The sequence below is a fragment of the Pseudomonas sp. H1_A03 genome (assembly GCF_054685145.1).
The window spans coordinates 5,015,176-5,032,579 of sequence record NZ_CP162829.1; the positions used below are offsets into that span (position 1 = coordinate 5,015,176).

The following is a 17,404-nucleotide window of genomic DNA, read 5'->3' on the forward strand; positions in this document are numbered from 1 at the left end:
CACTTGCCCCACTCCTGGCGTCTTGCTGACGGCTGGGGAGGCAGCTTGTGGCGGCCTCCAGCGCGTTACATAGGAGAGACGGGGGTGGCCGGGAGCTACCGAACTTTTGTCATGAAAGCTTCATTTGGGATTGGGAGGGGGGCAATTTTTTTGATGGTTGGTCGGGGTGTATATCCGTTATTTAAGTAACGGCGGGTTATGGTTCCGCCCTTACGGCGGCTCACTTTGGAAGAGCCCCAAAGTGACCCGCCGTAAGGGCGAAACCAATATCAGCCGTTACCGCAGCAATGGATATGTACCCCAACCAAAAACCCTCTAGCGCCTAACACATAGCCTTCGCAGGCAACCCAGCGCCCACCGCAGACCGAGAAACGCCAAAAAAAAGGGGCGATCATTGATCGCCCCGAACGGTACATCGAGAGGTCCTTTCCAAAGCCTTATAAGCTGATCTGCTTGCGCTCCTCATCCGTCAACCGCGCCCGCGCCTGTTCGCTCAGCGGCCCCGCGCCCAGCACTTGCACCGGGCTGTTGGGGTTGTAGGCGGAATTTTTCTGCTGCGGTTCCGGTTCACGCGGCAACGGCTCGCTGCCCAGGCTCAACACTTCCACCGTCATGATCGAAGGCCGGCCCTGCTTGGCCGCCGCCTGCTGGCTGCGTGCTGCGTCTTCGGCCGCCTGGGATGCCGCTGCCCCCGCCGCGCTGGCCGAGCTCATGGCCCCCGTGTTGACCGTGGCCGACACCGGCACCCCGGACGACTTGCCCTGACTCTGGATATTCGCCGCGTTCACCACGTGCAACGCGGCGATGTTGACGTTGCCGGATACGCGAATCCCCGCCTCCCCTGCGTCGATGGTGCCCAACGGTGCGATCAGGTCGATGTCCCCCGCCGGCACTTCCGGAATCGGGTTCAAGGTCGCGATCCCCGCGCCCGTGCTCGGCACCGACGGCGACAGGCCGACGTTGCCCCAGTTGTCATAGACACGCTTGGGCGGCGTGTACACCACGGTGGTCTTGGAGCCGCGACCGGCGTTGATGTCGCCCTCGCTGGTCCAGCCCATGATCGAACCGCCAAAGGTGGTCATGATGCGGCTCTGGCCGAGCAGGATGCTGCCCATGGAGTACAGCTGGATATCACCGGCACCCTGGGTGATCACACCCGCCGTCGACGGTGGCGCCGCGCCTTCGATGCCGAAGGTCTGGCTGCCGCCTGGGGTGAACATCTGAATCGAGCCACCGAAGTTGGTGTGCACGCCAGCGCCGCCGAACATCGTGATGTCGCCTTTGTAGGTGATCGGGTTGCCGGCCACGTCCTTGTCCGGGAACAGTGCGGCGATGGCTGAGCGGCCACGCAGGTAACTGCCCTGGCGCACACTGCCGACCTGGTTGTACTCGCGGCCGGCGGCCTTGAGTTCAGCGAAGTACACGTCGCGGGCGAACACCCGTTGTTGTTCGGCGGGCAGCGCCGCGTAGTAGGTGCGGGCCTGGTCGGGGCTGCCGATAAAACCGAAGCGCTCGGCGAGCCAGCCGACCAGTTCGTTTTCGTAGGTCTTGGCGACCTTGCCGCCCTGGATCGATTCGCCCGGTTGCGCCAGGTTGACGGGGTTCAGGTAGGCCTCGACGAAGCGCAGGTAATCCGGGCCGTTGGGGCCTACACCGGCTTGCATCGTGATGCTTGCGCCGGGGCGGTTGTCGCCTGCGGCCACGGCGCCCAGGCTGGTGATGCCGACCTTGTCATCCATCAGGATATTGCGGCCGGCGGTCACTTCGAGGTTGCCGGGGCCGGCGACGTTGAAGCTGCTGTAGAGGATGTCGCGGCCGGCACTGACAATAGAGATATTGGTGGGGCTGTTGTGGACGAACAGATTGCCGGCGATGGTGTATTCCCCACTCCCACCGTCACCGCCGCTGGCACCACTCAAGGTTGTGCCGCTGCTGACGACATCTCGCCCAGCCAACATCCACACCGCGCCTGCGCCTTCATGATAGGTCTGCCCAAAGCGCGGGTCGGTAGCGGTGGTAATAGTGATCGAACGCCCGCTGTTGACGCCCAGCAGATCGCCGGTTACAGCATAGAAACGCGCGGGGTCCAAGGCATCGCCCCATGACGTGCTGGCGGTATTCGGACCGAAGGCAAACAGGGGAGAGACGCGGCCCAGATCGGCCCGAACGGAATCCGTGGAAGTATTACTGCCAACCAGTTGATAATTTCCGCTCGTGGGGTCTTTGACATACCCTTGGAACGCTGGGCGCAGGATCGTCGCCAGGGTATCCGGTGCTGCGCTGGAGCGGCTGATGGTCAAGTCACCGCCATAGATCGAGTCCGCCGCCAGCAATTGCAACTGACCGTTGGCCGACGGCGCCAGCACCAGCGCTTTGAGCGGCGGTGGCGGGCTGTTGTTAAGTGCCGAAGCACGCCCGTAATACAGACTGCCGTTGGCCGCGACCGCACGTAATGTCGCGGGATATACCGCCGCCATATCCGACTCTGTGGTGTCTGTCAGTGGCGTGAGGTTGCCGCCGGCGGAGAACAGATCGATCGCAGTGCGTTCGGTCCACAAACTGAACCAGCTCTGACCAAAACCAAGATCCGCGCCTTTCACATAGGCCGAGGCATTCATTTGCGGCGCGCGGCCCGGATCGGCCACATCTTGCAATACCAGGTCCCCACGGGTGGCCACACTGAAGGTTGCGTCCCCAGGTAACAGGCTCCAGCCCCCGGCCGCCGTCGCGGAAGTCGAGCGCATCGAATCGTAGGCGCGGACTTCGCCAGGGCTCTGATCCGTTGACCGGTTGCCATAACGCAAGGTCAAGCTACCCAGGGCGCCGCCCGTCAATTGAACATGCCCGCGAAGATCTACCACCGCACCATTAAGGTGACCCGACGTGATTTGACTGCCAGGGTTAACCGCCCCGCCGACCCGCACATTCATATCGCCGCCGCCCGTGAGTTGCAGGCTGCCATCGGCCCCAACCCGACCGGTGCTGCCCACTGCCAACACCAGGCCTTGGCTACGGGCGTTAACGCTCGCAGGTAAGGCCCCGTTCAATGTCAGTGGCCTCAGGATCCCGGCATCCCCGCCGACGTCAACATTCAGGTTACCCCCGCCCAGCGTGCCAAAGCCGGTAAAGCCAACCATCTGGTCAGGTGCATTTTTTATTAAATAGTTAGGGGTATAGGCGCCAAAGTTGATCCACCAACTGGTCGCCTGGGCCTGGCTACCAGACAGGCCATTGCCTTGACGCCACAACCAAGCGCCTACGTTGGCGGAGTCATTACCCACGTCACCCGCGACCGGCCGATCATCAATGTCCGGGGCTTCACTGGTGATGTTCCCAGTCAGGTTGCCACCCGCCTTAACCAGCAAATTACCGCCGCCTTCCGGGAACCATTCGCCAGACGCGCTCGCGGCGGAGCTGCCGGCGGTATAGACGCCATAGAGCGAATCCATGCTCAAGTCGCCCCCGGCCAGCAGCTCGAGGTCTGCCGCACCGGTGCGGATCACGCTGAAACGCGGACTGCCCGCCCTAATATCATTGGCGGAGATAATCTTGACCGAGGAGTGGCTGTCCGCCAAACGGAGATTACCCGCCTCTGGATGCGGCTGCAGCAAGCGACTGTCGGCCGCCTGTGTGTCGGCCCCGGCCACCAGACGCATCGACCAGGACTGCGAGCCCTCGGCCAGCATCGGCGCCACAGCCCAGAGCTTGCCCTCGCCCCCCGTACGCAGGTTCACCCACGGCACGCCACCCTGCAGCTTGACGTCGGTGCCCACCGGCAACAAGGCCCCGCGCAGCAGCAGCTTGGGACCATTGAGGGTCACTATCGCGGTGCTGCCCAGTTTCCCAGGTAACGGCACGCCCGCCGGCCAGGTCATGGCCTTCACACTGGTGAGGCTCACCAACACCGTACCGGCATCCAGGATGCTGTCTTTCGGTAAGCTCACGCGCGCAGTCAATATCGTGCCTGCCGGGTACAACACGGTACCCGAGGCATTACGCACCGCACCCGCCAGGACCGTACCGGCCGGCAATGCCAAGGTCGAATTGAGGGTCACCGCCACCGGCAATCGCGTACCGGCAGTCAGGCTGCGGGCCTTGATCGGCAGGTCGAAATTGAGAATCGTGCCGCCAGGGAACGTGGTGCCGTCCGCCAGGGTCACGCCGTCACCGGGCACCGTTATCGTGCCGCCGGTGTAGTCAATGCCAGCGCGCAGCACCCAGCCGGTATCATCCGGGGTCGCCGCCGGCTCTGCAAAACCATCGTTGATGCTGCCGTAGATATTCAGATCACCACCGGCACGCAGGGTCAGGCTGCCGGCCTCGGTCACCGCTTGGGTCGGCGATTTCAGGCTCGCGTAGCGATAGCCGGACAGGTCCAGGTCTCCCTGCACCACCAAGTCGCCATCCGGGGTTTTGCTGATGATTTCCACGCCAGGGCGCAGGTGAAAGGTATCACCGTAGGTCGCGTTGTTCAGGCCGGCCAGCTTGTTCTGCACCAGGTTGGTATTTTTCAAGGCCGCATTGATGAACGTCGTGCTCAGGTCGTGCTTCTCTTTCAGGTAATCCTGGGTGATTTCCTGATACGGCCTGCCGCTGGCCGTCGGGCTGGTCCCGATCGGCGCGTCGTCGTAGGTGATCATCCCGTTCAGGGCGATCGATCGCGCGCCGTCGATGGTCAGGTGCCCACTGGCGTCGATGGCAATGTCATCCGCGCCCAACCGCGGCGCATTCAGCTCCAACGTGCCACGGTTGCGCCCGTCATTGCCAGTCGCAGTATCGGTGCCATGACGCAGGTCGATACGCGCACCGCCAGCCAGGGTCAACTGGCCGGTGCCGGAGCCGAGCACTACCACGGCGCGGTTCGGCGAATCAATGATCTTGCCGTAGCTGTCCACGCGCAATTGCGTGCCATGGGCGTCGAGTACAGCGCTGCCGTCCAGGGTCAGGCCGTTCTTGCCGGCCAGGTTGATACTGCCGACGCGCTCGCCGCTGGCGTCCACCAGGCCGATCACGCGCAAGCTGCCGTTGTCCACCGAAACATTCACGGTGTTGGCTTTGACACCATTGCCGATGACCAGGTCGCCCTGTTTCAGTTGGAAGCTGCGCGTGCCATACACCTGGCCCTGGTTGAGGCGCTGGTTGAGCGCGGCAAACTGGTCGCTCAAGGTGCCGTTGCCGCCCAAGTGCTGCGCCTGGACCTCCACCGCACCTGCCAGGTACGGCACCAGGGTGCCGCCGGCATCGTAGTAGCCGCTGCTGCCGGCGAGAATCTTGCCCGCCAGGTCGACGGTGCCGGCCGCGCCGCCCACCGCCACGGCGCGCAGCTTGCCCGCCTGGTTGTAGTTGGCCGACAGGTCGATGGTCGAGCCCGCCCCCTGCAGTACATTGCCTGCGCGGCTTTCCAGCAGCACTTCACCGCCCGCGCTGTATTTGGTCAGGTCATTGAACACGATGGCGCGACCGGACACATCAATCGATGCGTTGTCGGTCAGCACCACGTCACCACGGGCGCCCAGGGTCACCTTGCCGCTGGGCAGTACCACCGCGCTGGCCAGGCGAATGCTGTCGCCCTGCAGCGACAACTCGCCGCCCAGGCCATCCATCTTGCCCACCGGGCCGGCCGACGCACTGATATCAATCGCACCCCCGGCGGTGATTTTGTTCACTGAGCCCGCCGCGCCGGTCATCAACGGTGTCAGGATATTCAGGTTGCCGCCACTGTAGGCAAAACCCTTGACCGGGTCATAGGCGCCCTGGTTCTGGTACACCGAGAGGCTGCCCTTATGGTTGGCGGTGATGCGGTCGCTGGCCTTGAGGTTGACGTTGGCAAAGCCCAGGGCCAGGCGGTTCAAGGTCGCTGTGGTGCTGGCCTGGGCAAACTCGCCGTAGCCGAACTCAATGCGCTCGGCATTGATATCCAGGCGCCCGCCGCCGGTGCCCGCGCCACCCGCCACCACCGTGCCAGGCGCCGCCTCGGCGCCCTGCCAGATCAGGTTGGCGGTGTGGATAGTCGCCACATCATTCGCACCGCCGGAACCGTAGATGGCCGGGGTGGAGAGCATCAGGTTGTTCAACAGAGACTTGCCGGTCACCGCATCGTAGGTGTCCAGGGTCGCGGTGCCGTAGAAGTTGAAGCTGTCGCGTGCCGACAGTTGCAGGGTTTCCAGGGCCGGTGCGCCGAACTGGGTATCGCCGCGCAGCAGGCGGTCGAGCACTGCCTGGGTGAGGGTCAGGCCCGCCGGCAGGCGATTGGCCGCCGCCGCATCGGCCAGGGCTTGCGGGCTGCCGACGTTGATGCTGGCCAGCCCCAGGTTGAGGTGGCGGGTGCCGTAGCGCACCTGATCGCTCATCTGCAAGGTGTTGTCAGTCAAGGCGACGATGCTGCCTTCTGAATACAGAGCAGTTTGCCCACTGCATGGCGCACTGTTGCAGACCCCTATCTGGATACCTTTACCCGCCTGCGGTTGCGTCTGGGCGACCACATTGAGCAAGCCATTAGACACTGCCAATACGTTGGCCAAGTTGTAGACAAAGCCATCGCGCGCATCATAACTGGCCTTGCCGCGCCCGATGGTATTGATGGAGGCGCCCTGTTCAACCACGATGGAGCCGGTCGAGGCCACCAGGAATACTTCCGGCGCGGCCAGGGTCGCGCCATCGCGCAGGGTGAGGACCCCCGTATTACCGCCACTGAGGGTGACGTAGTTGCCACCCTGACCATAATTGACCACCATCGTCCCGCCAATCACCAGGCGTGCAGCGCCCAGTGCATTGAGGTTTTGTGCCCCTACGGTAATACCGGCAAACCCACTGGTGGCGCCCTTGCCCGCCGCAATAATTTCGATGTCTCGCCCGGCGCCTCCACCTGAACTGTTCAGCGAAACGGTGCCGGCGTAACCGCCGTCGGCTGCCTCAAAGCGACCGATACCCTGGAACGAAAAGGAGTCCTCCCCTGCGCCTGCTCGCAGTATCAATTGCAGGGTTTTAGCGTCCACCGGCAGCAATGCGCGTGGCACACCCAGCCTGGCGGCGTCGGCTACGGCGAACTGTGCATAGCCAGTTTCGTTGTACTGCGAATAGCGGCGCAGGGTATCGGCAGAGGTCAGAATCACCTGGCTTGCAATACTGTTGCCAATCTCGGTATTGGCGATGGACAGGCGCCCCGACGTGGACCACGAGCCATTGCGCATGGCCTGGGTCGTGCTGTCGCTGCCAAGGCCGGCCAGGCCATTGATTTCCACCCGGAAAGCGCCCGGCATCAAGGCATAGGTGGACGGCATCAAGGTATAGGTGCCCGCCGCAAGCCCCGGTACGCCGGCGCCAATCGTGATTTGCTGGCCAATCAACGGATCGACTGCACCCCCTTCCGGCGCCACGGGGGCATAACCCGGTTGCGCACCCGGCACGATCGCATAGATCGGGTTGGTGCCCAGCCCCGGCAGCACAAACCCGCCATTCGCCCCGAATTGTACCAACGGGTTGTAGCGCGCATCCGTAGAACCACCGCGCCCGGAAATAAACCCGGCGCCGAGCAGTTCGCCGCCGCCGGACAGTTCCACCGTAGCGTCAGGCAGCACCGCAACCGACTGCCCCCCTAACGTCAACCCGACACTCAGGCCGTTGTTGTCTCGTCCGCCCAGACCGATAAACGTCACGGTCTTACCGTTGTATTTGTAGACTTGACCATCAACCGTGCCGCCGTATGGCAGCACCAGGCCCTTGCCGCTCACCGAGGTCAGGCTGCCGGGCAGCAACTCGACCCTGTTGCCTCCCATAACGCCAACCTCAATCAGCCCCAGGGGCGCGCGTATCACGCCGCCCTGCTTGATGGTGGCGGCTCCCAGTTGAAAGCGGCCGAACGCCGAGTAGGGCATCTGGGCATTGCTGTTGCCGGTGCGGGCGATAGTCAGGGTGCGGTCTGGATCGTAGTTGAAGCTGGTGCCATCACGTTCGCTCAGAAAGCCAGCCAGTACCCGCGCCCCAACCTCGGTCCCCGGATACAACTGCACCGCACGCAGGGTCATGTCCCCCCGGGTCATCAGTTGCGTACTGATACCCGTGGCGATCGCATCCGCCCCCGCCCCGGCCAGAAAGCGCAGGTCGCCCTGGCTGGTCAGTTGCACATCATCGAACCCTCGGCGGTCGACATTTACCAGGCTGGTGTCGCTCAGCGGCAGGTTGCTGTTATTGCCGAACTGCACGCTGCCGCGCACATCAATCAGGTTAGCGTTGGCTGCAAACAGCGCCTGGCTGGCGCGTTGAGACGTGCCGTTGGTCAATACCGGATGCAGGTACTGGTCCTTGGCTTCCAACGGTTCAAGGATGCCCGCCAGCAGCAGGTACGGCGCCGACAGGTTGATACGTGAATTGTCCGCAGCCTGCTCTGTAAGCCCCATGGCGCCGCTGTACAGGCGCAGGCTTTGGCCCATTTTCAGCGATACGTCACCGTCGAAACCCAGCACGCCGTCGCTCAACAAAGCGAGGTTGTCGAACCCGCCAGCGCTGACCTGGTCCACCCCAAGGCGACCATGACCATATTCCAGGCTGGCGGCCGCCGCGTCGGCGGTGTCCGGCAATGTGCTGCCCTGGTGGGTTTGACTCAGTACCAGTTCGCGAAGGTTGAGTACGCGGTCAGTGACGGCATTCTTGGCGTAGTAAGGACTTTCCAGGGCCACGGACAAACTGCCGCCCGCCGCGCCGACGCCACCGGCCCTGGCGACGAAGCTACCATCCAGGTACAGACCGTTGTTGGACGCGAAGCTGATGCTGCCGCCATTGCTGGCCACCTGCACCCGGCCCTGGCCCGGAATATCCAGGCCCGCCTGGGCGCCGGAAGCATCCAGGCGGGCGCCGTCGCGTACGACCACAAACAGGTCGCTGGCCTTGGCAATGCCGGTGGCCAGGTCGATGTCGCCACCGATGCTGATCTTGCCGCCATTACGCACCTGGCCGTAGACATCGCCACGGCTGCTCACCGCCGTGACCGCACGCGCAGCAACATCGATCAGCGCGTTCTCGCCCACCCAGATCGAGCGGCCATGGCCAGCGGCGTTAGCCTGTTCTGAAACCGTCACTGTCAAACCACCCAGGCTGACACTCCCGCCCCAGGCATTGAGGGTGCCGTTCAGGGTCAACTGGCCAACGCTGCGCAGGTTGATGCCCTGGCCAGGGTCAACGTTGATCACCGCGCCCCGGCCTACGGTCAACGCCGTGGTGGCCAGTTCGGCGGCCGTGGACTCCTGGTGGCCGGCGGTCAAGGTCAGGCTGGCGCCACGGCGCTGGGTCAGCACGCCTTTGGTCGCGTCTTCCTGATACAACGCTGACGTCCAACGCTCCAGGGCCGTGGCCGGGTCGCTGCCACTGGGCGCAGCGAAGGTCTGGTCGCCCAAGCGATAGACCGGCGTGGTGACATTTACCTGGGTGCCGTCCGTGACCAGCAGCCCTTCGTTGCCGGTGATGTCATAGGCCGAGAAGCCCTTGTTGAAGAAATCTGCGGCCAACTGCACGGTGCCCGCGTCAGGCACGGTGGCGCTGTCGCCGATCTGCACCTTGCGTGCCTGCAACGCCAGGGTGCCGCCACCGCTGACGCCATAGCCGCGAATCTCGCCGTCCAGCGCCAGGCTACTGAGGGAAGCCAAGGTCACATCGCCACCCTTGCCGCCGGTGAGTTTGCCATCCAGGCCGAGAATACCGCCAGAGGAAGCATCCACCACACTGCCGGCCGCCAGGCTCACGTTGCCGGTGCTGCGCAGCGATACCTTGCCGCCGTTCACATAGGCCACGCCGCTGTTGTTCGTCGGTTCCAGCAACAGGTTATTCCAGCGCCCCGTGGTGTCCAGCTTGACCCCGGAGGCAACATTGACACCGCCATTCCCCGGCACAATCGCATCAAGGACTGTGCCTTTAAGCGGATCGACCTGGTAAAGAATGTTGCCTGCATTAATGCTTCCGCCGTGGGCGGTGAGGTTGGCATTAATATTCACACCCGGCCCGAACAGGGTGATATCGCCACCGTCCGCCACCTTGAGCGCGCCGTTGACGGTAATCTGCTGCGTGGCACCGACCTTGATCGCGCCCAGTTGGTAGCCATTGAGCTGATCACTGTCGAGCACCATCTTGCCTTGGCGATCCGCCGGCAAGGCGGTGGTGAGGTCCAGGCCATCGGCGATTTTCTGTGTATTGCTGTCGATCAGTACCTGATCGGTGGTGCCCGTCAGGGCATAGCGCAGGGTGCCGGTGGTCTTGTTGTAGACCGGCGTGTACCCGCCAATGATCAACTGCGCGCGCTGGGCCATCGCCTTCTGCGATTGCTGGTAACCGTCGAGGTTGATGTTCGGCGCTTGGGTCTGGCGATCGCCCTGGAACACGTCGCTGATCACCTGACCTTCGAGCACCGCGCTGGTGGTGCCGATCACCAGCTTGCCGGCATCACGGCCCACGGTATAGCCGCTCTCGTAACGGCGTTGCTTGGCGATCATCGGGTTGTAGTAATAATCGGTCTGGCCCCAGCGCTTGCTGGTGTCCTCATAACCTTTGTAGAACCCGGAATAGAGAATGTCGCCCGGCGCGTTGGAGACCTCATACAAACGCCCATCCGGGCCCTTGAGCCAGGTCTGCTGGATATACCCGGCCTGCACATCCACGGTGCCGCCCGACAGGTTGATCTGCGCGCCCTTTTGGGTCACCACATCCTTGCCGGTAAAGGTCACGGTGCCGCCCTGGGCCATCCATTCGCCTACCGAGTGGCCTTGGGTACCGAGGTAACCGCCCACCTCCAGCAAGCCGCCGGCGGTGTACCAGCGATCCGTCGCGTAACCGTTGGTACCGGCCGGCACAAACACCAGCTCACGCAGGTCGACCCACACATCATTGTTGATCAACTGGCCGCCGTCACGGTTGACCGGCGCATCGCGCTGCTCGTTGCCCTGTACGTTGATCTTGATGTTGTTGGATTCCATCGACACCTTGACGCCGACAGCCCCGGATACATCAATCATCGCCCCATCACGCACCAGGCTGCGGCCGGCCGCGCTGACCGCCACCTGCCCGCCAGTGGCCAGGGTGATCGAGCCTTTCTGGAAGTCCACGGTGCCGCCGCTGACGATCTCGATACGCGACTGGTCGGTGCGGTCAGCCACGGCACTGAGGTTGTTGAACTGGCCGGTGATCAGGTTGGCAGGGGTGCCGTCGAGGTTGACCAGCCCGTTGCCCTTTTGGCTGTTCAGCGCGGTACTGCCGCTGCTGTCCAGCAGGATCGCAGTGGTGCTGCCTTCGCCCAGGGTCACGCTGCCGGTGGCGTCGGTGGCGGAGTTGAGCAAGTGGATGGTGCCGCGGGTGTCCACCGAGGTACTGGCCAGCGCAACACCATTTTGCTGCACCTGATGCCCGGTCAGGGTGATGTCACCGGTAGAGGCCATGATCAGGCCGCTGTTGGTGACCTTGCCGGCGCTGCTGCCGGCGTTGAGGCTAGTTGCCACTTCGTTACCACGGGTGGTGGAACGATCGTTGCCGGTGGTGCCCACGCCCTTGCGGATGTAGAAGCTGTCGCCGGCTGCGAGGGTGGTCTGGCCCTTGGCGGTGATGATTGTACCGGCGTTCTCGACTTCCGAGCCGAGCAGCAAGGCATAGCCGCCGCCGTCGGTGGAGGTGGCGGGGTTGTGGGTCTGGATCAATGCACCGCGCTGCACCACGACCTTGCCCGCAGCGTCAGTGAAAGTCGGTTGGGAGCCGGTGGAGTCGACGTAGATACCGCGCTGCGTGAACTGCTCGTCGGTGATATTCCCTGCCGCTGCGACCAGGTTGCGCACATTGACCTGGCTGGTGCCACTGAAGACCACACCGTTGCGGTTCACGATCATCACCGTACCGGCGCCATTGATCTGGCCCTGGATCTCACTGGGCCGCGCGTTGGGGTCGTTGACGCGGTTGAGCACGGCCCAGCTGGACTGCTGCTGGAAATCCACCGTGGTGTTGCGCCCGACGTTGAAGGTCTCCCAGTTGAGGATCGCCTTGTCGGCGGTCTGTTCGATGGTCACCGTGGTCTTGCCGCCCGACTGGCTTTGCTTAGGCCCGTTGGCGTTGAGCCAACCCTGGGTGAGGCTGTTATCCACCTGCAGGCCGCCCTTGCCCAGTCCGTCGGGAATGTTCGAAACCTGGCCAAACGCCGCTTGCCGCCCCGCCGCCTGCGCCGCCTGCTGCGCTGCAATCGCCGCGACACTGGTGTTCAGCGTGCTGATGGAGCGCGCCAGTTGCTGATTGACCCGCGCCTGCTGATTCAGCGTCGGAATCCCCGGCACCTGCCCTGCACTGAGCCGTGCAGCAGTCGCCGCCTGGGTCGCGCCTTTGTCGGCAAACCAGCTGGAACTGAACGCTGTAGCCGCCTGCGCATTGCCTGCCACCATCAACAAGGCAATGGCGTGGGCCAGGGGCTTGAGGCGCAGCACGGTATCTTGGGCTTTCAGGTTAACCGGTGATTTGCAGCGGACCATCGGGAATCTTCCTTCTTTGTTATTACGCAGGGAGCAAGACAGGCTCACGTATGAGGGTTAGGCGGTTGGCGAGGGGCGCGACTGAACTTCTGTCATGGAAAGTTCACATGGGGCTGGTACGCAAAAAAATCAGCAACGGCACAGGCCGTTGCTGATCAGGTGTTGCGGGTCGTTGAAAGCCTGGGTTACAGCGGACGACCTTTGCCGTTACAAATGTTGGTTTTGCCGATGCTCAGATCGCTGCCGGAAGTCACGAACGTTTCGGTGATGGCAGTTTTCCAGCTAGTTGGCAGTGGCACGAAACGGTTGGCCGAAATGGCGGCGTCGTTGTTGGCAGTTGCGCCGAAGTGCTTGGTGAAGAAACCACGTACTTGGTTGGTCTGGTCAGCGTTGATATAGCACTGGCTGAAGATCAGGTTGGTGAAGCCGAGGATTGGGTAGCCCGAGGTTGGGTAAGGTTGAACACCGGCTACACCATTCTTGCCGAATACAGGTACCCAGTTGTCCTGGTTGGCGCGGATGCTGGCAGGGGTGGCTGCAGGAACCGGTACCTGGCCGATAGCAGCGGAAACGTTGCCCGGAGCTGGCGACTTACCTTCAGCACCGGTCTCTTCATTCTTACCTACACGCGCAACCTTGGTAGCGTCGTCCAGACCTTCCAGGGTGGAAGCAGCGAAGTCAGGGCTCATGTAAGTGATGCGGCCGTCGCCAGCTGCCAGGGCAGTCATCACACCTTGGCTGCCAGTGGCCGGTACAGCACCTGCAGGCAGACCACCGGCGAAGCTGGAACCGAACGAAGTGGTGATAGCGAACTCGCCGTTTTCGGTGCACTTGGCGTTGAGGAAACGGGTGAACAGCTCGGTAGTGCCGCTGCTGTCAGTGCGGTAAACCACAGTGATCGGGCCGGTACGGTCGGCGCCAGAGATTTCGCTCCAATCGACGATACGGCCGGAGAACACGCCGCACAGCTCTTGAACGCTCAGGTCAACGTTTGCATCGCCAGCCTTGTTGAACGGAATGGCAACCGAAGTAGCGACTGAAGGCACCTGGATCAGCTTGCCCCAGGCAGGTTGTTTGGCGGAAGCGTAGGTCGACAGTTCAGACGAGCTCAGCTTCGAGTCGCTGCCAGCCCAGTGCACGTTCTTGGTGCCAGTGCCGAACTGGCTGTAGTCGTTGTTCAGGAACGCCAGTTTACCTTTGCCGCTGCCCACGCCGATGTAAGGGGCGAAACCGGTAGTGAGTACGCCGGCAGTCTGGTACAGCGGTTGTGGCAGGGTTGCACCGCCGCCGTTTACGTCAGCGAATGCAGCCTGTGCCGAGCACAGTGAAGCGAGGGTCATGGATACCGCGAGAACGTTGCGCTTAAACATGAAGAAGCTCCTTTCGTCGTGTTTGTACGTTGGGTAGATGGCTCTTGCATGACGCCATGGCTTCGGTCCCAAGCCATGTTGCGGGGGTGGCCAGGGGTGAAAACCATGGAGAGAAAGTCGCAGTTTCCGATGACGGTTATGGGAAAAAACCTCGGGAGGAACGCCTTGATTTTAAAAAGATTCTCGGGTGTTTTGGTCATGGTTTTGAGCGGTTTCGGGGCAGGTGACAGCGAGGTTTCAGTGCGGGGTTGCTGGAGGCGGTGTGGCGTGTGTCGAGGGGGGTGGGATGTGACGGAATGAGGAACCCGAGGTTGGGCGTGGCGGCCAGGATGTCGGCAAACCAACTGAATGGGCGCAGTTCAAATGTGGGTTTCGTCAGTCAGGTGACCAACTGGTTGATCTCGATGATCGGCAACAGCACCGCCATGACGATCACCAGTACCACGGCGCCCATCACCACGATCATCAGCGGTTCCAGCAACGCGGTCATGCCCATGGCGCGGCGTTCGATATCCCGCGACAGGGTCTGCGCCGCGCGCTCGAGCATCGGCGGCAGCGAGCCGGTTTTTTCGCCGCTGGCGATCAGGTGGATCAGCACCGGCGGGAACACCTTTTCCACCGCCAGCGCCGGGGCCAGGTTGACGCCTTCGCGCACTTTGGCGGTGGCGTCGTTGACGCACTGGCTCAGGCGGTCATTGGACAGGGTCTGCCGCGCCGCCTCCAAGGCCCTTAGCAACGGCACGCCGGCACCGCCAAGAATCGCCAGGGTCGAGGCAAACCGCGCGGTGTTCAGGCCCAGTACAAAGCGCCCGATCAGCGGCAGGCGCAAGACGCGGCTATGCCAATTCAAACGCGCCACCGGGTTGCGCAAATACAGGCGCCAACTCCAGAAACCGCCGACGATCCCGGCGAAACACAGCCAACCCCAGGCACGGATAAAGTCACTGGCGTTGAGCATCGCCAGGGTCAGCCCCGGCAAGTCCTGGCGCGCCTGGGAAAACGCACTGACCACCTGGGGCACCACGTAGCTCAGCAAAAAAATCACGATGCCTATGGACACCAACCCCACCACGCCAGGGTAGATGAACGCAGTGAGGATCTTGCCGCGCAGGTTGTTGCGCTCCTCGATGTAATCAGCCAGGCGCTCCATCACCTGGGCCAGGTCGCCGGACTCCTCCCCCGCCGCGATCAGCGCGCGGTAAATCGACGGAAAATCCCGTGGCCGCGCCGCCAACGCCTCCGCCAGGCGCATGCCGCCACGCACATCGGCGCGCACGCCGGCGAGGGTCTGGGCGATGTGTTTTTTCTCGGCCTGCTCCACCGTGGCGCTCAACGCCGCCTCCAACGGCAGGCTGGCGCCCAGCAGGCTAGCCAGTTGCCGCGTGGCCCAGGCCAAATCATTGTCTGAGAGTTTGGCAGTGAACAGGCTGCTGCCCGCCGCCGCGGGCTGGCCGCCTTCGATCTGCACCAGCAACGCGGTCAAACCCCGGCTGCGCAAACTGGCAAAGGCCGCGCTCTGGCTGTCGGCCTCCACATGCCCGGCCTCGACTTTGCCGCTGGCATCGGCAGCCTCGTAGCGATAGCGATTCATCAGGCGTCCCGTGTCACGCGCAGGATTTCTTCGGGCGCGGTGGCGCCGCTGCGCACCCAGCGTTCGCCGTCTTCACGCATGCTGAACATCCCGGCACGGCGCGCGGCCAGGCGCAGGTCCTGTTCGTTGGCGCCCTGGTGGATCAGGCTGCGCACGTCGTCATCGACGCAAAACAATTCATGGATACCGGTGCGGCCGCTGTAGCCGATCTGGTTGCACTGCGCGCAGCCCACCGGGCGCCACATGCCGGGCGCGGCAAAGTCTTCCTGCTTGCAATGCGGGCACAGGCGCCGCACCAGGCGCTGGGCCAACACGCCGAGCAACGACGACGCCAACAGGAACGGTTCAACCCCCATATCGATCAAACGATTGACCGCCGACACCGCGTCGTTGGTGTGCAAGGTGGCGAGCACCAAGTGGCCGGTAAGCGAAGCCTGCACGGCGATTTGTGCGGTTTCCAGGTCACGGATTTCGCCGATCATGATGATGTCCGGGTCCTGACGCAGAATCGCGCGCAAGGCCAGGCCAAAGGTCATGTCGATCTTGGCGTTGACCTGGATCTGGCTGATGCCCGGCAGGTCATATTCCACCGGATCCTCCACGGTGAGGATATTGCTGGTGCTCGCATCCAGCCGCGCCAGCGCGGCGTACAGGCTGGTGGTCTTGCCGCTGCCGGTGGGCCCGGTGACCAGCACAATGCCATGGGGCTGACGGATCAACGTGTCCAGGCGGGCGAGCAATTGTGGCTCCATGCCCAGGGTTTCCAACTGCAAACGCCCGGCCTGCTTGTCCAACAGCCGCATCACCACCCGCTCGCCATGCCCGGTGGGCACCGTGGACACCCGAATATCAATCGGCCGCCCCGCCACACGCAGCGCGATGCGGCCATCCTGGGGCAGGCGTTTCTCGGCGATATCGAGCTGGGCCATGATCTTGATGCGCGACACCAGCGCGCCATGCAACGCCTTGCGCGGCGACACGACGTCACGCAGGGTGCCATCGACGCGGTAGCGCACCACGGAATGGGTCTCATAAGGTTCGATATGAATATCACTGGCCTCGTCGCGCGCGGCCTGGGTGAGCAAGGCGTTGATCATGCGAATCACCGGCGCGCCGTCCTGGGTGTCGAGCAGGTCGGTGATTTCGGGCATGTCTTGCATCAGACGGTCGAGGTCGACCTCGTTTTCGGCGGCGCCCACTACAGCGGCGGCGCTGCCGGTGTCGGCGTAGGCGCTGGTGAGCAGGCCGTCGAGTTCGTCGTCGCGCACCTGTTCGAGGTGGGCCTGGCCGAACTGGCGGTGGACTTCGCTGATGGACCAGCCTGGGGTCGAGGGGCACACCGTCAGTAGCATGCCTTGCTCGCCGGGGCGCAGGAGGATGCGTTGGGATTTGGCCCAGGCGTAGGGCAGAAGGCTCATGGGGTTGGCCCTTTTTGAAGGTGTACATATCCGTTGCTGCGGTAACGGCTGATTATGGTTCCGCCCTTACGGCGGCTCACTTTGGAAAAGCCCCAAAGTAAGCAAAGGGCTCTTGCCCCAACACTCGGCACCTCGCCTAGGCTCGGTGTGCCCGTAATCCGACAGGGATTTGGGGGGCGCCTAAGATCAAAATCAAGATCAAAAGCGAAAGCACAGCGGCCTGACAGCCGGCTTGAGTGGTGTGGAGCAAAGGCAGTTTTTTGTGCACCGTAGGTTGCTTTTCTGTGGGAGCTGGCTTGTCGGATCGCCGCATTGCTGCGATGCGGACGCCCAGGTGAATCAGGCATATCCAGTTGATGCCTTCGCAGGCAAGCCAGCTCCCACAGGTGACCGAGATCGGCCTCAAAAACCCGGTCGGTTCTAAGGCCGCCGCGCTCTGCTTTTGCTCTTGATTTTGATCTTAGGCGCCCCGTAAAACCACGCTGGCCGAACGCAGGCTTTGGAGCGTGGGTAACCCGGCAGGACGCCGGGTTAGCC

General features: G+C 63.1%; 4 protein-coding genes. All 4 read right to left on the reverse strand.

Annotation, left to right across the window (positions count from 1 at the left end; translation table 11 throughout):
* Nucleotides 1-437: 437 nt before the first annotated feature.
* The 4 genes from AB4O35_RS23195 to gspE all read right to left on the reverse strand — a co-directional run bounded on the left by AB4O35_RS23195 (nt 438) and on the right by gspE (nt 16,867).
* Nucleotides 438-12,488: a filamentous haemagglutinin family protein gene (locus AB4O35_RS23195; protein WP_460149308.1), complete on the reverse strand. Its 12,051-nt coding sequence runs from the start codon at nt 12,486-12,488 to the stop codon at nt 438-440.
* A 185-nt stretch (nt 12,489-12,673) separates the two neighbouring features.
* Entirely contained in the window at nt 12,674-13,858 is a 1,185-nt protein-coding gene (locus AB4O35_RS23200) for a substrate-binding domain-containing protein (protein ID WP_065876194.1), read from the reverse strand.
* Nucleotides 13,859-14,237: 379 nt separating this feature from the next.
* Nucleotides 14,238-15,449 carry a type II secretion system inner membrane protein GspF gene (gspF, locus tag AB4O35_RS23205; RefSeq protein ID WP_012723647.1) on the reverse strand — a complete coding sequence of 404 codons (1,212 nt, stop codon included), beginning with the start codon at nt 15,447-15,449 and terminating at the stop codon, nt 14,238-14,240.
* Nucleotides 15,449-16,867, reverse strand: coding sequence for a type II secretion system ATPase GspE (gene gspE / locus AB4O35_RS23210; RefSeq protein WP_065946287.1), 1,419 nt, complete (start codon nt 16,865-16,867; stop codon nt 15,449-15,451). Before gspE ends, gspF begins: the two co-directional genes overlap by 1 nt.
* Nucleotides 16,868-17,404: the final 537 nt, after the last annotated feature.